16 protein-coding genes are annotated in these 18,457 nt (G+C 44.9%); 15 read left to right on the top strand and 1 reads right to left on the bottom strand.

What is annotated here, in order from left to right; all coding sequences use genetic code 11:
- Positions 1-50: 50 nt before the first annotated feature.
- Entirely contained in the window at positions 51-788 is a 738-nt protein-coding gene (gene hisA / locus HL061_RS08770) for a 1-(5-phosphoribosyl)-5-[(5-phosphoribosylamino)methylideneamino]imidazole-4-carboxamide isomerase (RefSeq protein WP_071002707.1), read from the bottom strand.
- A gap of 1,081 nt (positions 789-1,869) precedes the next feature.
- On the opposite strand from hisA, the gene HL061_RS08765 reads away from it, so the two are divergent.
- The 15 genes from HL061_RS08765 (at position 1,870) to HL061_RS08695 (ending at position 18,378) form a co-directional block, all read left to right on the top strand.
- The gene (locus HL061_RS08765) at positions 1,870-3,222 is read left to right on the top strand and encodes a Na(+)-translocating NADH-quinone reductase subunit A (protein ID WP_071002706.1); all 1,353 of its coding nucleotides are present in this window, start codon (positions 1,870-1,872) and stop codon (positions 3,220-3,222) included.
- A gap of 5 nt (positions 3,223-3,227) precedes the next feature.
- Positions 3,228-4,463 carry an NADH:ubiquinone reductase (Na(+)-transporting) subunit B gene (locus tag HL061_RS08760; protein WP_071002705.1) on the top strand — a complete coding sequence of 412 codons (1,236 nt, stop codon included), beginning with the start codon at positions 3,228-3,230 and terminating at the stop codon, positions 4,461-4,463.
- Positions 4,444-5,346, top strand: coding sequence for a Na(+)-translocating NADH-quinone reductase subunit C (locus tag HL061_RS08755; RefSeq protein ID WP_071002704.1), 903 nt, complete (start codon positions 4,444-4,446; stop codon positions 5,344-5,346). The genes HL061_RS08760 and HL061_RS08755 overlap by 20 nt, the downstream gene beginning before the upstream one ends.
- A gap of 1 nt (position 5,347) precedes the next feature.
- Positions 5,348-6,019 (top strand): NADH:ubiquinone reductase (Na(+)-transporting) subunit D, encoded by a 672-nt coding sequence (locus tag HL061_RS08750; protein ID WP_071002703.1) that lies wholly within the window; start codon positions 5,348-5,350, stop codon positions 6,017-6,019.
- Complete coding sequence (nqrE, locus tag HL061_RS08745) at positions 6,019-6,627, top strand: NADH:ubiquinone reductase (Na(+)-transporting) subunit E (protein ID WP_058025262.1); 609 nt, start codon at positions 6,019-6,021, stop codon at positions 6,625-6,627. The genes HL061_RS08750 and nqrE overlap by 1 nt, the downstream gene beginning before the upstream one ends.
- Positions 6,628-6,749: 122 nt before the next feature.
- Positions 6,750-7,985: an NADH:ubiquinone reductase (Na(+)-transporting) subunit F gene (gene nqrF, locus HL061_RS08740; RefSeq protein ID WP_071002702.1), complete on the top strand. Its 1,236-nt coding sequence runs from the start codon at positions 6,750-6,752 to the stop codon at positions 7,983-7,985.
- A gap of 177 nt (positions 7,986-8,162) precedes the next feature.
- On the top strand, positions 8,163-8,963 hold the full coding sequence (locus HL061_RS08735; protein WP_240365643.1) for an SDR family NAD(P)-dependent oxidoreductase: 801 nt from the start codon (positions 8,163-8,165) through the stop codon (positions 8,961-8,963).
- 152 nt (positions 8,964-9,115) lie between these two features.
- The gene (locus HL061_RS08730) at positions 9,116-10,273 is read left to right on the top strand and encodes an FAD:protein FMN transferase (protein ID WP_252962731.1); all 1,158 of its coding nucleotides are present in this window, start codon (positions 9,116-9,118) and stop codon (positions 10,271-10,273) included.
- A gap of 144 nt (positions 10,274-10,417) precedes the next feature.
- The gene (gene nqrM, locus HL061_RS08725) at positions 10,418-10,663 is read left to right on the top strand and encodes a (Na+)-NQR maturation NqrM (RefSeq protein WP_058025258.1); all 246 of its coding nucleotides are present in this window, start codon (positions 10,418-10,420) and stop codon (positions 10,661-10,663) included.
- 329 nt (positions 10,664-10,992) lie between these two features.
- A complete protein-coding gene (locus tag HL061_RS08720; RefSeq protein ID WP_240365646.1) occupies positions 10,993-12,207 on the top strand; it encodes an MFS transporter in 1,215 nt (404 codons plus the stop codon).
- Positions 12,208-12,396: 189 nt separating this feature from the next.
- Complete coding sequence (locus HL061_RS08715; RefSeq protein WP_240365647.1) at positions 12,397-13,233, top strand: arylesterase; 837 nt, start codon at positions 12,397-12,399, stop codon at positions 13,231-13,233.
- Between the two features lie 12 nt (positions 13,234-13,245).
- The gene (locus HL061_RS08710) at positions 13,246-13,962 is read left to right on the top strand and encodes an ABC transporter ATP-binding protein (protein ID WP_240365648.1); all 717 of its coding nucleotides are present in this window, start codon (positions 13,246-13,248) and stop codon (positions 13,960-13,962) included.
- Entirely contained in the window at positions 13,959-16,586 is a 2,628-nt protein-coding gene (locus tag HL061_RS08705) for an FtsX-like permease family protein (RefSeq protein ID WP_252962730.1), read from the top strand. Before HL061_RS08710 ends, HL061_RS08705 begins: the two co-directional genes overlap by 4 nt.
- A 143-nt stretch (positions 16,587-16,729) precedes the next feature.
- Positions 16,730-17,680, top strand: coding sequence for a hypothetical protein (locus tag HL061_RS08700; protein ID WP_083328908.1), 951 nt, complete (start codon positions 16,730-16,732; stop codon positions 17,678-17,680).
- Positions 17,677-18,378 (top strand): hypothetical protein, encoded by a 702-nt coding sequence (locus HL061_RS08695; protein ID WP_071002696.1) that lies wholly within the window; start codon positions 17,677-17,679, stop codon positions 18,376-18,378. The genes HL061_RS08700 and HL061_RS08695 overlap by 4 nt, the downstream gene beginning before the upstream one ends.
- Positions 18,379-18,457 lie beyond the last annotated feature (79 nt).

Raw genomic sequence — 18,457 nt, 5'->3', positions numbered from 1 at the left:
GATTGCTGATAATTAGCTGTCTGATTTTAACCGACTAATTTTTGATTTATTTAGCTATCTAAGTAAAGCTGCGCTTCGCTCAAATTCAACGTGCCTTCATAGATAGCACGACCAGTAATAATACCTTCGATACAATCACCATAAGGCTTTAACAGCTCGATATCTTTCATATCGGTAACGCCGCCTGATGCAATCACTGGTAATCCGCCTTCACGCGCCAAATTAACGGTTTGTTCAACATTCACGCCCTGCATCATGCCATCGCGGGCAATATCAGTATAAACGATTGATGACACACCTACATCAGCGAAGCACTTGGCAAGCTCAGTAGCCTTGGTATCGGTAACATTGGCCCAGCCATGAGTGGCGACCATACCGTCTTTGGCATCGATACCAACAATGATGTGTCCTGCAAATTCACGGCAAGCTTTAGCAACAAAATCCGGATCTTCAACCGCTTTTGTACCGATGATAATATAAGTTAGACCTGCAGTGATGTACTGCTCGATGGTATTCATATTACGCACGCCGCCGCCCAACTGAATAGGCAGGTTCGGATATGCTTTGGTAATATCATTGACCACTTGTCTGTGTACTGGCACGCCATCAAAAGCACCATTCAAATCGACCAAATGCAGACGGCGTGCGCCCTCATCTACCCAACGTGCAGCCATAGCGACTGGGTCATCAGAAAACACCGTATCATCTTCCATACGGCCTTGTTTTAAACGTACACATTTACCATCTTTTAAATCAATAGCCGGGATAATGACAGGCACAGCACACATATAGCATTCCTTATAAAGCACAATATTGGCAATAAATTTAGACAATTACATTGTTGAGAATGAAACGATATTAGAGAATCAAACAACGATAGAAAACACCACGCAAACGTGGCATGGCGTACAGACAGCGTCACCAATCAGGCAAAATAGGGTGAAAGTCTATTCAAACAAAGATGGAATACAACCAAAACCAAATAGTTATGGCCGTCAGTTGTAGTACGTAGAATCACCACCAACATTCGTTAAATTCTATTACTGACTGGCAATTTTAGGTCAATTTAGCGTATAATCCTAGGTAAATTTTTATTTGTTTCTATGTGATAGTAACCATGCGTTACGCTTTTTGTTGAGACGGTATTGCTTAATCGCACTTCATAATGCCTCAGAGACAATGAGCAATGGCTCAATATATCCGTATGATATTAACTGATATATTGCCAAAAAGGGTTATAATAGAAATCTAATCTGGTAGTCTGTATACCACCGATACTGCAGTATAAAGCCCCATTGGTTGCCGTTTAAAACACTATTACTAGCTAACAATATAAAACAGTTATGACTAGAGTTTGGCAGCTCACAAAAATAATGTGATGCTTGCTTATCTAGGTTGTCTTTTAGCCAGTTGATCATCTACTTCAATAGATCGTTTTTAGTCATACCTCTAAAAAATTGCGTATTTTTGAATGATGCTGATTGGATAAAAGTGGCCCATCATACTGGTATTACAAGTTTTTAATTTCAATGAAACGTATGATAAGGCTGTTATTTTCAAAGTAATCTCTGTTGGCAATGTGCTTTTGGCGATTGATTTTGATTCAATAGTTTTAGCATACACCTTGGTAGCCAGTCGCCACTTTGGTAATTCGAATAAGACATTAACGTGTTGTTAAGGAGTCTAAGGTCAGCGTTAATACTCTTAATAGTAGTTATGATCATGTATTATCTTCAGAGAGCTTTCATCCTTATTTCAGTATAGAAATAGATGATTGAAGGCTTTATTGAGTGAGATAAATGTTCAAGCTACCGATGTACCAAACAGGATGTCTGGTATCGTTTTAGACTATGGACTAAGTTTTCGCTTATGATTACCATCAAAAAAGGTTTGGATTTGCCCATCACCGGTGAACCCTCCCGCGAGATATCTGAGCACCAACCGACACATGTAGCACTTATTGGCTATGATTACGTGGGCATGAAGCCTACGATGAATGTTAAAGAAGGTGACATTGTAGCCAAAGGTCAGCCCGTTTTTGAAGACAAAAAGCGTGTTGGCGTCATCTATACTGCCCCTGCTGCTGGTAAGGTCGTCGCTGTTAAACGTGGCGAACGTCGAGTGTTTGAGAGTCTTGTGATTGAGGTCGACCCGAATGGTGAAGAAGTAGACTTTGAGCGCTATGACTCACAGCAGCTTGCTGACCTAGACTCTGAAGTCGTTGAAACCCAACTGATTGCCTCTGGCGAATGGACTGCGTTTCGCACACGTCCCTATAGCCGTGCGCCCGAAATCGGCGCTCGTCCACATGCTATCTTTGTGACAGCAATGGACACCAATCCACTCGCCCTTGATCCAATGCTGGTGATCAATGAGCAGCTACAAGCGTTCAATGATGGCCTAGCAGTACTCTCAACACTCACGCCCAAGACCTTTGTCTGCCACCATGGCGACGCCCAGTTGACGCCAGTTGCAAAAACTGCGGCTAATAATGTCACTGAGTATCATGCTTTTGCGGGTAAACATCCAGCAGGTCTTGCAGGTACGCACATTCATTTCTTGCACCCTATCAGCCGCGGCGTGACCGTATGGACGATTGGTTATCAAGATGTGATTGCGATTGGTAAGCTGTTCACAACTGGACGTCTATATACACGTCGTATGCTAAGCTTGGCCGGCCCTGCGGTTACCAATCCGCATCTGATTGCAACCGAGCGTGGTGCTGATATTACGGCATTAACCAAAGGTCAGCTAGCGGCAGGCGAGAACCGTATCATCTCAGGTTCAGTATTGTCTGGTCGCAGAGTATTTGACAATATCGCTTATCTTGGTCGTTTTCATAATCAGATCAGTGCACTGCCTGAAGGTCGTGAGCGTCCTGCGTTTCACTTCTTTAGCCTCGGTAAAAACCGCTTCTCAAAGCTGCCTATCTATATTTCGCAGTTTTTTGGTGGCAAAAAGTACAATTTCACCACAACAAGTAATGGCTCACCACGAGCAATGGTACCGATTGGTGTCTATGAAGAAGTCATGCCTCAAGATTACCTGCCCACTCAATTGTTACGTGCTTTGATTGTCGAAGACATCATCAGTGCCACTGATTTGGGTGCACTTGAGTTGGATGAAGAAGACTTGGCACTATGCACCTTTGTATCTCCTGGCAAATATGAGTTCGGTGATATTTTGCGTGATAACTTAACGCGCATTGAGCTGGAGGGCTAACCACGATGAAATTTTTACACAATATGTTCGATCGTATGGAGCCATCTTTTACCAAAGGCGGCAAACACGAAAAGTATTATGCTATTTTTGAGATGTTTGATACGTTTCTTCGTCAGCCAGGCACCACAACGTACGCTTCATCACACGTTCGTGACGGTATCGACTTAAAGCGTATTATGATTACGGTATGGCTATGTACTTTCCCAGCAATGTTTTGGGGTATGTACAACATCGGTCATCAAGCACTAACCGCTATCGCTCAGCTCGGTCTGCAACCTGAAGGCTGGCGTACCGTCATCACTAGTATGGCAGGCTACAACCCAGACAGTATCTGGGCAAGCTTTGTTTATGGGGCCATGCAGTTTTTGCCGATTTATATCGTGACGTTTGCCGTCGGTATTCTCTGTGAGATTATCTTTGCGGTCGTCCGCGGACACGAAGTTAACGAAGGTTTCTTTGTGACGTCAGTTCTGTTTGCACTATGTTTACCACCTGATATTCCTTTATGGCAAGTTGCCCTCGGTATTATCTTTGGTGTGGTGGTCGCAAAAGAAGTGTTCGGTGGTACTGGTAAAAACTTCTTGAATCCTGCCCTATCAGGCCGTGCGTTCTTATACTTTGCCTATCCAGCCTATATGTCTGGCGACTCAGTATGGACAGCTGTAGATGGCTTCTCAGGTGCGACCCCGCTTGGGCTTGCCGCGCTTGGTGTGGTTCCTCAAGATTTTGTTGATGTCTATGGCAATGCCATCACGTGGAGTGATGCATTCTTAGGCAACATGCAAGGTAGTATCGGTGAAGTATCGACGCTAGCTATCCTAATGGGTGCTGCGGTGTTGCTTTGGACGCGTATTGCTTCTTGGCGCATCATGGCAGGTTGTGTGGTTGGTTTGATTGCTACTTCATTGGTGTTCAACCTGATTGGCTCTGATGACAATATGATGATGAGCTTGCCATTCTACTGGCACTTGGTTATCGGTGGTTTTGCGTTCGGTGCAGTATTCATGGCAACCGACCCCGTTTCTGCTGCGCACACCAATAAGGGCCGCTGGGCTTATGGTATCTTGATCGGTTTTATGACCGTTCTGATTCGTGTTATTAACCCAGCTTTCCCAGAAGGCATCATGCTGGCTATCTTGTTTGCCAACTTATTTGCTCCACTGTTTGATTATTTTGTGACCCAAGCAAATATCAAACGCCAAACTGCTCGGAGGGTTCGTTATGTCCAAGCCCAAAAGTAATAATGCCAAAACCATCAGTGTGGCTTTGACGCTGTGCTTGGTTTGTTCAGTATTGGTCTCAGCTGTCGCTGTTGGCCTAAAACCTGCACAAATCGAAAATGCACGCTTGGATCGCAATAAAAACATCTTGGTCGCCGCTGACATGTACAATACTGAGTCTGATACAGCAGATGATGTCGCCGAACGTTTTAAAGATTTTGATGTCAAAATCATTGATCTAAACAAAGGCAACTACCTTGATGATGATGAGTTAAAAACGGCGGGTATTCCTGATCGTAATGCTTATGACGCCAGTCAAGCGACCAAAAACCAAGCCTTAAGCGAAGACTTGGGCGACAATGATCCTGCTGGTATTGGCCGTAAGCCAAAATACGCCAAAGTCTATGTCAAAGAAGATGACGCAGGCAAACCTGAACTGGTTGTATTGCCTATTCAAGGCTACGGGCTATGGGGTACGATTTATGGTTTCTTAACGCTTGAAAGTGACATGAATACCATCAAAGGTATCAGTTTTTATGAGCATAAAGAGACCCCAGGTCTTGGCGCTCGTATTGAAGAGCCAGAGTGGCGCGCACAGTGGAATGGCATCCATTCTTATGATGACAATGGCGACGTTGCTACTGGTGTGACCAAAGCGGGTAATCCGAAAGACAATTGGGTCGATGGTATCAGCGGCGCAACACTAACAAGCCGCGGCGTCAGCAACATGATTCAGTTCTGGTTAGGCGATCAAGGCTATAAGCCTTATCTAGATATGCTACGTAAAGAGAGCGGTCAGACCCTTGATGATGCAGATACACAAGCAAATCAGTCAACGTCGGTCGCTCAACTTAACACCGAATTGGCAGCCGCGCTACCAATAGCTAATGGCAAGGAGGCATAAAATGGCTGACACTAAAAGTATTTTAACCACGCCTATTTTTGACAATAATCCCATTGGTCTACAGATTCTTGGTATCTGTTCGGCACTGGCAGTCACAACGAGTATGGCCAATGCCATGGTCATGTGTGTGGCACTCACCTTGGTGACGGCATTTTCAAGCTTCTTTATCTCTATTATTCGTAAGCAGATTCCATCGAGCATTCGTATCATCGTACAGATGACCATTATTGCTTCATTGGTTATCTTGGTAGATCAGGTACTAAAAGCGGTCGCTTATGATGTGAGTAAAGGTCTGTCGGTCTTCGTTGGTTTGATTATCACCAACTGTATCGTTATGGGCCGTGCTGAAGCATTTGCCATGAGTAACCCACCAGTCCCAAGCTTTTTAGATGGTATTGGTAACGGTCTTGGTTACTCGGCAGTCTTGCTATTCGTTGCCACCATTCGTGAGCTGTTAGGCGCAGGAACTTGGTTTGGTATCACTATCCTACAGCCAGTTACTGATGGCGGTTGGTATATACCAAACGGTCTGTTGCTATTGCCACCATCAGCGTTCTTCATTATTGCTTTGTTTATCGCAATCGTCCGTACCTGGAAACCAGAACAAGTGGAAGAAGCTGAGTTTGTAATGAAGCCGCAGTCTAAAGGCATGGCACATGGAGGCGGTCACTAATGGGACATTATATTAGTTTATTTATAACCTCAGTCTTTATCGAGAACATGGCACTTGCCTACTTCTTAGGCATGTGTACTTTTTTGGCCGTATCCAAAAAAGTCTCGACAGCGATTGGTCTAGGGGTTGCTGTGATTGTCGTGATGGCCATCACCGTTCCGCTAAACAACTTGCTATTCCAGTTCATCCTAAAAGATGGTGCATTGGCTTGGGCAGGCTTCCCTGATATCAACTTGAGCTTCTTAGGGTTGCTTAGTTACATCGGTTTGATTGCAGCCACCGTACAGATTCTAGAGATGTTCTTGGACAAGTTTGTACCAAGTTTATACAACGCGCTTGGGGTATTCTTACCACTAATCACCGTAAACTGTGCCATCTTGGGTGGTGTACTATTTATGGTCGAGCGTGATTATAACTTTGGTGAATCTGTCGTCTATGGTGTGGGCGCAGGCTTCGGTTGGGCACTTGCTATTACTGCATTGGCAGGTATTCGTGAAAAGCTCAAATACTCAGACATTCCAGCGCCATTGCGCGGTCTTGGTATTACCTTTCTCACGGTTGGTCTTATGTCGCTCGGCTTTATGTCGTTCGGTGGTATGTCCATCTAAACTACTAAGCTCAAAGCTTCTATTAGCTATTTGATCTATTTAATTCATTTATTCGGTAAGGGTTCGGACACAGCATAAAAAATGTCTTCGCACCCCTACCCCATAGATTAAGGATACCTACCATGGATTACGCTACGGCGATTGGTGGCGTTGCTATGTTTACCTTGATCATCATGGGCCTCGTCGCTATTATTTTGGCGGCGCGCTCAAGACTGGTCAGTTCAGGCGATGTCACTATCCATATTAATGATAATCCCGATAATGACGTGGTGACACCAGCAGGCGGTAAACTACTGCAAACGCTAGCGGGCGAAGGCATCTTTTTGTCTTCAGCGTGTGGTGGCGGTGGTACCTGTGCGCAGTGTCGTTGCCGCGTTATTGAAGGTGGCGGTTCTATTTTGCCCACCGAAGAAGGCTATTTTACTCAAGGCGAGATCCGCAATCACATGCGCTTGGCTTGTCAGGTAGCTGTTAAGCAAGACATGAAAATTGAGATTGATCCTGAATTCTTTGATGTACAAAAATGGGAATGTGAGGTTATCTCAAACGATAACGTTGCGACTTTCATTAAAGAGCTGGTGCTAAAAATCCCAGAAGGCGAAGAAGTCAACTTCCGCGCTGGTGGTTATGTGCAGCTTGAAGCGCCACCGCATGAAGTGCATTATAAAGACTTTGTGATTGACGAAGAATATAGAGAAGACTGGGAAAAATTCGGTATCTTCAACTATGTCTCGAAAGTTGATGAGCCCGTTATCCGTGCTTACTCAATGGCCAACTACCCTGAAGAAAAAGGCATCATCAAATTCAACATCCGTATCGCAAGTCCACCGCCACGTGGTCCTGACGGCATTCCACCGGGCAAAATGTCTTCATGGGTGTTTAGTCTGGTCCCTGGCGACAAAGTGACGGTTTCAGGTCCTTATGGTGAATTCTTTGCCAAGAAGACTGAAGCTGAAATGATCTTTGTCGGTGGTGGTGCTGGTATGGCTCCCATGCGCTCGCATATCTTTGATCAGCTCAAGCGCTTGAAAACCGATCGTAAGATCAGTTTCTGGTATGGTGCTCGCTCGATCCGTGAAATGTTCTATGTTGAAGATTACGATCAGCTAGAAGAAGAGTTTGACAATTTTGAATGGCATGTGGCTCTGTCTGACCCATTACCAGAAGATAACTGGGAAGGTCCAACAGGCTTTATCCATAACGTGTTGCTCGAAAACTATCTGAAAGATCATCCAAACCCAGAAGACTGTGAATACTACATGTGTGGGCCACCGATGATGAACGCTGCTGTGATCGATATGCTACACAGCTTGGGCGTAGAAGACGAAAATATCATGCTTGATGATTTCGGTGGTTAAATAACCCCGCCAGATAAACTTAAAAGTGTATATAATATATAAAAAGAGTCTCAATTGAGGCTCTTTTTTTGTGTGATTTTTAGCAATCATTGTGGTTGTTGAAACTACAAATCTAACTGGTAGATCAGCATTGCTATCCTATATCATGAACGCTCTAAATATTAAGAAAGGACGCTTATGAAAACCAAATACAAAGATCTGACCATTTGGATCACGGGTGCTTCTAGTGGTATTGGGCAAGCATTGGCGATTGCCTTTGCCAAGCGTGGTGCTAGAATTATTCTCAGTGGCCGTGATAACCAAAAACTAGAATCCGTCAAAAAAAGCTGTAAGCGTGCGAATAGGCATATTGTCATTCCGTTTGATATCAGTGACGCTGCTCAAGCAAAAGCCGCCTATGACAATGCCAAAGCTCAGGCTGGAAACATTGATTGGCTCATCAATAACGCCGGTATTAGCCAGCGCTCACTCATCATGGAAACTGACGAAGACGTCGAGCGTCAGATTATGGAGGTAGATTACTTTGCTCAGACGCGACTAACCAGACTGATACTGCCTGATATGATCGCACAAGGTGGCGGCAAAATCGTCATGGTATCGAGTGTGGCAGGATTACTAGGGACACAATATCGCGGTGCTTATGGCGCAGCCAAAGCCGCATTGCATATGTGGGCAAACAGTTTACGGGCAGAGTTGCATGACAAAGGTATAGAGGTTGCGACGATATTCCCAGGATTTATTCAGACCAACATCTCTATCAATGCCTTGACAGGTGATGGCAGCGTTCAGGGCACCATGGATGAAGCAACCAGTAACGGTCTCACGGCAACTGATTTTGCAAAGCAAGTGGTGAAGGCACTCTCAAAAGGTGAAGAATATATCGTGGTCGCTGGCAGTAAAGAAAAGCTGGCCACACGGGTCAATCGTGTCTCACCGCCCAAACTTTATAAGCTCATACGTGAGTCGCAAGTAAAATAGCTTGGTATGCAGTAGATTAGTATGCAGTGGCTTGGTATGCAGTAGATTGTCACCGAACATTGCCATCATTGGTATTTGTAGGGTCAAGGGGTGTAAAATAGGCCTGACCTATTTTATACCCCAACTCATTTCTGCGTTATACCGAAGATCCTATGAAAAATACCCGATACTGCTCCGCCTCCTCAAAACCCATAAATGCTTCTTTGCTTGGCATCGCGGGTCTCGCTAGTATGGTGAGTCTCAGCGCCTGCCAGCAAACACCAGATTATAACTATCTGACTGGTGAAACGATGGGGACAAGCTACCATATCAGTTATCAACTCCCTGATAATGCAGATGAAGCTGCCATACAAGCGTCAATCGATGAACGCTTGAAACAGATTAATGACAGCATGTCGACCTATCAGAGCGACTCAACCATAACCAAATTCAATCAGCTGGGCAAAGGCACACCGATTGCCATCGACGCTGATTTTAGTCGGGTGCTGGATGTGTCAAAGATTGTCTACGAGCAGTCTGGCGGCGCATTCGATCCTACGGTGATGCCGCTTGTCGAGACCTGGGGTTTTGGCAGCACCATGACAGTCGAGCGTCTACAAAGTCCGCCTACAGCGCTCGAGATTGCCCAAGCAAAAGCACTGGTAGACTTTGAGAGTATTATAAAAAAAGATCAAACGGTATCCAAAACTAAAGACGGCGTCGAGCTTGATTTTTCTGCCGTTGCCAAAGGGTATGGGGTTGATGTCATCGCCGATGTGCTGAGAGAGGATTATCAAATTCGTAATTATATGGTTGAGATTGGCGGTGAAATTTCGACATCTGGCGTTAACAACCAACAGCAGCCATGGCAAATTGCGATTGACGCCCCTATTGAAGGCAGCACTGTCAGCGAGCGTCAAACAATCTCTGCCATCCGCCAACCAAAAAATACGGCTAGCCAAATGCATCTGGCAACCTCAGGAAACTATCGCAACTCCGTCATATTTGATGGCAAACGCTATAGCCATACCATCGATCCGACCACTGGCAAACCCATCGCGGGCGGTGCGCCCTCCGTCACTGTCGCGGCTGATTCAGTTGCATTAGCTGATGCATGGGCGACAGCGCTGACAGCGATGCCCTATCATAAAGCACTAGATGTCGCTAAAGCTCAAAACTTGGCTGCTATGTTTGTAGTATTGGCTGACGATATAAAAACAGACGGGTCTGAGAGTAATATTTCTGATAACGTGTCTGATGATAATATCGATGACTGGCAAGTGGTTCAGACACCAGCAATGCAAGCATTACGCGCTGACAAAAAGCCCTAGTAAGTTTTTGGCATTGAAACAAGAGAATACGATAACGCGCAACGAGCAACACCAAAATTTGCTATACTATTAGTTAGTTGCCATTAAAAGTACATCATTATCATTAACAGCAACCGCCCCACTTTTGACAATGAGGTTTCCTCTATGCTTAGCCAATTGCTTCCTATGCTTGCCATTACCTTTACAGTGTTTATCCTATTTTTCGTTTTTATGGGCATCGGTTATATGGTCAAAAAAAAGCCGCTCAAAGGCTCTTGTGGTGGTGTTGCCAAATTGATGGGGGATGAGCAGTGCTCATTTTGTGGCGATGATCCCAACAAGTGCGACTCATTGATGGCAGAACAACAAGAAAACGCGTTAAGAGCTGCCCAACTCGGCAAATCTGTGTAAAAACTCATTGGTTACCATACGCGGGTAGTATTTACCTAACATCTGTTCGTATAATAGCGTCAAGTCATTCAAAGTGACTTGGCGTTATTTTCATGTCGCCATCTCTTATTATGCCTATTTAGACACTCTCTATCTAGATATTTTCTATTTAAAAAACTGGCTAGCAAACATATCTGTTTTGCCCTCTGCAAATTTTTAGTTCTGATTGACGTTATTGATTACCGTTTGGGTACGTGTCTGAGTAAATGATCTTTGGTGTTGTTTTACAAGCGACGATTTTTCGGTGCTGTTTTATAACGTGTCCTTTTCCCTGTTATCGTTGTGCTGTTATGTCTACCTCATCCAATCTGCCTTCATCACGTTTCACCTTTTGGTTAGTGCTATGCGCCATGATTTTGCTAGCGACCAATATGCGTGCCCCTATCGTTGCGCTGGGCGCTATCGCGCCAGTGGTGAAAGAAGCACTCAATATCTCGGAGATACAGATTGGCTGGTTGGGCGCTGTGCCGATGCTGGGTTTTGCCCTTGGTGCGCTGATCTCGCCAGCCATTGGCAAGCGCTTCGGACTTGAAAATACGCTGATTGCCATGATCGCGCTATTAACCACTGGCATGATTCTGCGTACCGTTATCCCGACGTGGACTGGGTTTTTGATGGGGACGTTGTTACTTACCCTAGCCATTGGCTTTGCCAATACACTGGCCGCGCCTGTCATCAAGCAACGTACTCCGCAACATATTCCGCTGATTACGGGTTTGTTTAGTTTAACAATGACGGTGACCGCTGGGATAGTCTCAGGCATCGTCCTCCCTTTGTCTGAGCAAGTAGGCTGGCAATGGGCGTTGGGTGGATGGACGGTTTTAGGTATTTTTGCGTTATTGATTTGGTTATTTTTGCGTGTGCGTTTGGGCTCATCCAACCACCAACCCGTCATATCTACAGATAAAGATGCCTCTGATATCTCTATTTGGCGAACGACGTTTGCTTGGCAAATTGCTGTCTTTATGGGGCTACAATCATTACTGTTTTATACCGTTGCCAGTTTTTTGCCTTCTATTTTGGTTAGTAAAGGGCTATCTGCCGTGAGCGCTGGCCAAATGGGTTCTGTGTTTCAGTTTATGGCACCCATCTCTATTTTGAGTCTGACATGGCTGATTAATCGTGGTCGTCCTATTCAAGCACTCGCCGTGTTTGCCGCTGTGCTCAATGTCATTGGCGTATTAGGTATCAGCTATCTATCTACTGAGTTGGCGTGGCTATGGTCAGCCATGATGGGGATTGGTTGCTCAGCGATTTTTACCTTGAGTATGATGCTGTTTTCCCTGCGTACCTATACTACCAATCAATCAAGTGAGCTGTCTGGTATGGCACAGGCCGTCGGTTATTTGATTGCCTTTTTTGGTCCGCTTGGCACAGGCTGGCTCCATGAAGCGACTGATAGCTGGAGTCTGCCGCTTTTTATTATTCTGATACTGATGATTGCAAACGTTGTGATTGCTTGGCTCGTCAGTCGTCCAGTGATGGTCGATGGCAAATATATTTGATATTAGCTTATCAAAATCTCTACATACTGCTGTCTATAAGTCCTTGATTTCTAACGCGCAATAAAGCTGTCTTGAAATTAACCTTAGGGCAATATTGGTGGCTGTCTTATTTTGCTATAGTCAGTGCAAGATGATTTAAATCTTGAGCTGACTCTACATCAGCTTGATTGCTTATAGGACATAACACCCATGCTAAATACCCCTTCTCGGCTCGCTCAGCGCCTGCCTGCCATCGCCATGCTCGCTGCTGTCATGGCGATCAGTGGTTGTCAAAAAGAGACTGAGCCGACCACACCGAATCAACCGACTGACACCCAACGCTCAGATACTGAAACGACAGACAACCAAGCCAATACAACGTCCGTAGACGCCAATGCTGATGCACCCACCGATATGCAAGTCAACGACGCCCCAATCACTATTTTGGCCCTAGGTGATTCATTGACAGAGGGTCTTGGGGTGGATAAAGATGATAACTACCCTGCGCAGTTAGAAGATCGTCTGCAAGCAATGGGTTATAAGAATACTGAGGTGGTCAACTCCGGACTGAGCGGTGAAACCAGTACGGGACTCGTCAATCGCTTAGACTGGGTACTACAGACCAAACCTGATGTGACGATTTTGACCATTGGGGCTAACGATGCGATACGCGGTATCGATGTGGCGACGATTGAAGCCAATATTCGGACAGCTGTTAAACGTTTGCAAGACAATGGCAGTGTCGTCATTTTGGGCGGGATGTCGATCTATGATAACTTGGGCGATGACTACGTTGCCGCATTCTCAGATATCTATCCTCGCGTCGCTAAAGACATGAGCGTCCCTCTGATACCATTCTTTTTGGAGGGTGTCGGCGGTGAGGCTGAGCTCAACCAAGCAGATGCCATTCACCCAACCAAAGAAGGCTACACAATCATCGTCAATGACAATATCTTACCTATCTTAGAGCCCACGCTACAAGAAGTCACAGCAGCCGAAACCTCTCAGGCCGACACAACCAAAAATACGACAAACGAGTCCACTTAACGAGATACTGTAATGACATCACCTTCGACTGCCCCATCAATACCGCCAGTAGATACTGAAAAATCTGCCCTACTCACCGCCTCCCAGTTAAACAAAACTGTGCAAGTCGGTGAGCAAAAATTGTCTATCATTAAGGACGTAGATATTTATGTCAATGCTGGCGAGTTTGTGGTCATTATGGGCAAATCAGGCTCGGGTAAATCGACCTTGCTGGGCTTACTCGCAGCACTAGATTATCCTGATAGTGGTACGGTATCGCTGGCAGATCAAACGCTCAGCAGCTTGGATGAAGACTCACTTGCGGTTATTCGTCAACAGGACATGGGTTTTGTCTTTCAGTCATTTCATCTACTGCCGACCCTAACTGTCGCTGAAAATATCGCCTTTCCTCTTGATATTGCCAGACGTCCAAACCCAGCACGAGTCAACGAGCTGATCGATGCGGTTGATTTGGGTCATCGCCGTCATAGCTTACCCAATCAGTTATCAGGTGGTGAGCAGCAGCGTACGGCGGTGGCACGAGCGCTAGTATCGCATCCAAAGATTGTCTTTGCCGATGAGCCGACAGGGAACCTCGATGAGCAAAATGCCGATCAAGTCATGCAGCTGCTATTAAATCTACGCCAGCAAGTTGGCTCGGCACTGGTAGTCGTGACTCACGATCCTGCGCTTGCCGAGATGGCAGATCGCGTCATCACCATGCATGACGGCCGGATTGTACCGACATGAATGAAAAGCTGACAGACAACACATCGACTGATATAAAAAAGACTGATACCAGTATGCGTCAAGAGACCAGTTATTCTAGCGGTATCCTCAATCAACTTTTCACCAAAACACTAGGCTCGCAAGCACTCAGCCGTAGCTGGTGGCAGCGCTGGGTGTATCCAGTGTTGTTTCTACTCACATTGACCTTGTCACTTGCAACCTACCTGACCCTCGACTCTGTGCAGCAGTCTGTCGATCGTTATATCAATGACAATCAGCGCGCACTCGTTGGTGGGGATTTGATCTTAAACAGTAAGCAAGACTGGCCAAGCGAGGTATTGGCGCAAGTAGAAACCATCCCCGATACGCAGACCGTGTATGACTATCAGTTTAGCGCCATGCTCGTCACCGATGAGCAAACTTTACTTGCCAGCGTCAAAGCCGTCACACCGTCTTACCCTTTGTACGGTACCGCTGAGCTTGCCTCAGGAAAGCCGCTGTGGGAGCAACTAACCGCTGACAATATCGTCGTCGCCCCAGAAGTGCTCAGTAGCCTAAATGCTAGTGTCGGCGACCATATCGATATTGGCGATGCGCAGTTTACGATCAGTGATGTGCTGACCAAAGAGCCTGACAGACCTTTGACCGCCTTTGGTTTTGGTGGGCGGGTCTTGATGAAACAAGATGCGTTAGAGGCCACCAATCTACTCGGTCAGCGCAGCCGCATCAATTACCGTATCGAGATAGCAGGTGATCCTGAACTGATAAGCACGCAGCGCAAAAAGCTCACAGGCATACTGACCAGCTATCCTGATATCGAGCTCTCTGATGCCGAGTCAGCAGATACTTCGGTCTCACGTATCTCTGATAATGTATTGATGTTTTTAAAGTTACTTGTCATCGCAGTGTTGCTACTCTCTGCGGTCGCCATGTACGGCGTCATTAGCGCGTTCGTTAGTAAGCAGCAGTCCAATAATGCCATTCGTTTGGCGTTAGGCGAGCCGCTTGGTTCACTCAAACGTAGCTATTATCAATTGCTTATCGTCACCACCGCCATTGCTTGTATTGCCGCGATTGTACTTAGTCTGGGTTTGCTTAAAATTGGTCAGCCGTATCTCGTGGCTATCTTACCTGCTGACGTGGGTCTATCTATCAATCCAATTAGCGCGATTAAGACCATTGTGATTGCCTTAGCCCTCACGTTGCTGATAGCGCAGCGTGGTTTAAGCGCGCTTAACACCACCAAACCCGCGACCCTACTCAATCAAGGGGCAAGTACGCAGTCGCAAAACTTGCCTTGGTATCGACGCGTGCCATTACTGTGGTATGGCTTGGTGATGACAGGGCTGTATGCCTTCTTTGCTTATGAAGTGGGCTCGCTGTCATTAGGCGCGCAATTATTGGGCGGCTTGATCGGCTTTGTGGCGATATTTTGGCTATTGGCGCGTGGGTGGCTGTGGTTGCTTAATAAGCTAGCGAGCAATGCCAAGGTCAGTTGGATGCAGCGTATCGCCATTCATAATCTGGCGCGCAAGGGCAATCAGTCCGCATTATTCTTTGTCACTTTATCGCTATCGGTTGCGGTGCTGACGCTCATCACCACACTCAATCACAGTATCAATGCGCAGTTTATCAATGCCTATCCTGAAGACGCGCCCAATCTGTTTTTGCTCGATGTGCAAAGCGATCAACATGACGATATTGATGCGATCATTGAGGCGCCTGTCACTTATTATCCGGTCATTCGTGCGCGTGTAGAGACGGCGAACGATGTACCGGCAAAAGATATCGAGCCTGAGGATGGCTTTGATGATCCCACGCGGGTGTTTAACTTAAGCTACGCCGATACGGTGATGGATACTGAGTACATCACTGAATCGCTCACAGACGATGCGCTATATACGCCTATCGATGCGACAAATGAACAAATCAAACCCCTATCTATCTTGGACACTGCCGCCAGTATGCTCAATGTCGGCATGGGCGATCAGGTGCGCTTTAACATTCAAGGTATCGAAATCGTCGGGCAGATCACCAGTATTCGCACGCGCTATGAGCGTGGCCCAAGTCCGTATTTTTACTTCTTGTTTGAGCCGTCGGTGCTGTCCGCTGCCCCGCAGATTCAGTTTGCTACCGCGCACGTATCAGAAGATACCATTCCAGAGCTACAAGGCAAACTGGTACGCCAGTTCCCTGCGGTCACGACCATCGATGGCACGGCTATTGCCAAGCAAATTCAAGAGCTGGTGGTACAAATGAGCCGCTTGGTCTATGTGTTTACTTTGCTTGCCCTACTCACTGGCGTCATGGTGCTGATCAGCTCGCTGCTGTCTACCTCGCAAGATCGTATGAAGGACAGCGCGTCATTTAGACTGCTCGGTATGCAAAAGCGCGATCTGTATATGCTCAATATTTTAGAGTTGGGTGTGCTTGGTATTAGCGCGGCAACCTTTGCCGTCGTTATCGCTAGCGTTGGCGCTTGGGCGGCTATCACGCAGTGGTTTAATCTGCGCTTTAGCGTGCCGTGGGCGAATCTGGCTATTGGTGGCGGATTGCTGCTTGCCTTACTGCTAGGTATTGCTATTATTTATGTACGCTTGGTGATTGGGCGTGGGATTATGGCTCGGGTACGGGCAATGATTTAGTGAAAACTCTAAGTCTTTTATAATTCAATCTTTAATATCAATACCTAGACAAATAGACCGACCCTATGTTACTCAACACTTGCTAGTAGAATAGCCATCATATATATTGACATACCAAAATATTTCTAGCGAACAGGGTTTTTATGGATATACCGAGTAAAGAGGAAGTTATAGATTTTGTGCACAAGAACTTCGGCCAAGAAAGCTCTAAGAATCTAAAAAACATCAGTAAAGGCGGAAATAACAATCAAAAAGGCAGAGACTACGAAAACCAATTCTTGCTTTATAAAACTTTTGAAATAGCTAATAAGTACCCTCATAGTTGTGCTAATCAAATCGTTGATTCTCAAGTCATTGGTTTTGTAGATGATATTTGTCATATTGACTATGAGGTAAGCACAAAGTACAATTTTCAAGCTAAAAATTCGTCTGGAGATGCGGCTAAATGGACAGATGAGATTAGCAATCGTTTCCGAAAACAAAGAAGTATTGATGCTAATCTTTTTAAGGTTGACACCACGGAGAACTGCTTATTAGTTTCGAGCAAAAAACATGCCTCAGAGAACCAAGAGAAAATCCCTATTGATTTAAAGAATAATGATACTTGTGAATACTTTGAGTTTTACCCAAACATATATGACCTAGTTCGCAATACTGACTTGTATCAATATATTGCCAAACTTATCGAACGTCCTTCTAGTTCTGAGTGTGATTATGCTGCTATCTTAATAAATGGCGTTTTGCAGGCTGGAAAGCATAAAACTATTGAAGATATTTTCAAGCAAGCAGAGTCTGATGCGAACCCAAATCCTTTCATAAAATTTCGTACCCATACTGCTCAAATTCCTAATTGGGTACAACAAATATTGACAAAATATTCACATTGTGTTGTGTATAGTTTAAACTATGACAAGTTGATCCTTGATGTAAACGGAATGAAGGTAACATGTAGTGTACAGTTTCTAAGAGAAGTTCCTGAATCCGTAATGAAGAGCACTACAAATATCCAAAAATTAGTGAGCTTGATGCTGTCGGTTACTGGTTATAATATTATGAAATCTCTAGAGTCCTCCAATATGGGAGAGATAAAATGAGTAGAATTTACACCTCTATTGCTACACCTGAAGCACAAAAGCAACTTAACTGTCTTTTGAAAAGCTCAGATGTGCCTAAATTATATCAGTCAGCTATGAAAGAGTTAGGTAGACTCCTAGCTGAAGCTATTTTACCTGATTTTATAAAACAGAAAAGTACTGAGGCTATTGTAGTTTCAACTGCCGAAGATGCTGATTATCTTCAGTATGGCGTATCAGCTACATTGAAAAGCAATAAGGTAAATACTAAGCTCGCTGTATTTTGGAATCATCATTACCAGTTACCTAGCCAAACTAGCGTAGCACCAATTCTTCATAGCTTTATTGAACCAAACTATGAAGATATAGATAATGTTATAATCGTTAAATCTGTTATGTCAGGTAGCTGTGTGGTTCGTACTAACCTTATTGAGATGTTAGACAAAATTAATAAGATTAATAAAATATATATTCTTTCACCTGTAGCTCATGAAAAATCTGAACAAAAATTAAAGGACGCTTTTCCAAAGGAAATTTCTAGTAAATTTGAGTTTATTTGTTTTGCTATAGACGATAGAAAAAATAAGGAAGGTGAAGTTGTTCCTGGCATAGGAGGCCAAATCTATAACTTATTAGGCTTAGATAACCAACCAGCTCTCACAGGATATATGCCTAATGTAGTTAAAGATCTTGCTTTTGCTGATTTAGAATATTCTTGAATAACGAGAAGCTTTGGAAGATACTACTATTTTAAATAAGTAGTTCTTTTTTCTTGCTTCGGAACAATTAATATTAAAC

This window comes from Psychrobacter sp. PSP, from assembly GCF_024085615.1.
GTDB lineage: Bacteria > Pseudomonadota > Gammaproteobacteria > Pseudomonadales > Moraxellaceae > Psychrobacter > Psychrobacter pacificensis.
The sequence above is the reverse complement of the archived record's forward strand: the minus strand, read 5'-3'. Positions and strand labels throughout refer to the sequence as shown.

What these genes read in the sequence shown, in the direction of transcription:
- hisA (WP_071002707.1), bottom strand. Translation starts at nt 788, where the DNA reads ATGTGTGCTGTGCCTGTCATTATCCCGGCTATTGATTTAAAAGATGGT.
- HL061_RS08765 (WP_071002706.1), top strand. Translation starts at nt 1,870, where the DNA reads ATGATTACCATCAAAAAAGGTTTGGATTTGCCCATCACCGGTGAACCC.
- HL061_RS08760 (WP_071002705.1), top strand. Translation starts at nt 3,228, where the DNA reads ATGAAATTTTTACACAATATGTTCGATCGTATGGAGCCATCTTTTACC.
- HL061_RS08755 (WP_071002704.1), top strand. Translation starts at nt 4,444, where the DNA reads ATGTCCAAGCCCAAAAGTAATAATGCCAAAACCATCAGTGTGGCTTTG.
- HL061_RS08750 (WP_071002703.1), top strand. Translation starts at nt 5,348, where the DNA reads ATGGCTGACACTAAAAGTATTTTAACCACGCCTATTTTTGACAATAAT.
- nqrE (WP_058025262.1), top strand. Translation starts at nt 6,019, where the DNA reads ATGGGACATTATATTAGTTTATTTATAACCTCAGTCTTTATCGAGAAC.
- nqrF (WP_071002702.1), top strand. Translation starts at nt 6,750, where the DNA reads ATGGATTACGCTACGGCGATTGGTGGCGTTGCTATGTTTACCTTGATC.
- HL061_RS08735 (WP_240365643.1), top strand. Translation starts at nt 8,163, where the DNA reads ATGAAAACCAAATACAAAGATCTGACCATTTGGATCACGGGTGCTTCT.
- HL061_RS08730 (WP_252962731.1), top strand. Translation starts at nt 9,116, where the DNA reads ATGAAAAATACCCGATACTGCTCCGCCTCCTCAAAACCCATAAATGCT.
- nqrM (WP_058025258.1), top strand. Translation starts at nt 10,418, where the DNA reads ATGCTTAGCCAATTGCTTCCTATGCTTGCCATTACCTTTACAGTGTTT.
- HL061_RS08720 (WP_240365646.1), top strand. Translation starts at nt 10,993, where the DNA reads ATGTCTACCTCATCCAATCTGCCTTCATCACGTTTCACCTTTTGGTTA.
- HL061_RS08715 (WP_240365647.1), top strand. Translation starts at nt 12,397, where the DNA reads ATGCTAAATACCCCTTCTCGGCTCGCTCAGCGCCTGCCTGCCATCGCC.
- HL061_RS08710 (WP_240365648.1), top strand. Translation starts at nt 13,246, where the DNA reads ATGACATCACCTTCGACTGCCCCATCAATACCGCCAGTAGATACTGAA.
- HL061_RS08705 (WP_252962730.1), top strand. Translation starts at nt 13,959, where the DNA reads ATGAATGAAAAGCTGACAGACAACACATCGACTGATATAAAAAAGACT.
- HL061_RS08700 (WP_083328908.1), top strand. Translation starts at nt 16,730, where the DNA reads ATGGATATACCGAGTAAAGAGGAAGTTATAGATTTTGTGCACAAGAAC.
- HL061_RS08695 (WP_071002696.1), top strand. Translation starts at nt 17,677, where the DNA reads ATGAGTAGAATTTACACCTCTATTGCTACACCTGAAGCACAAAAGCAA.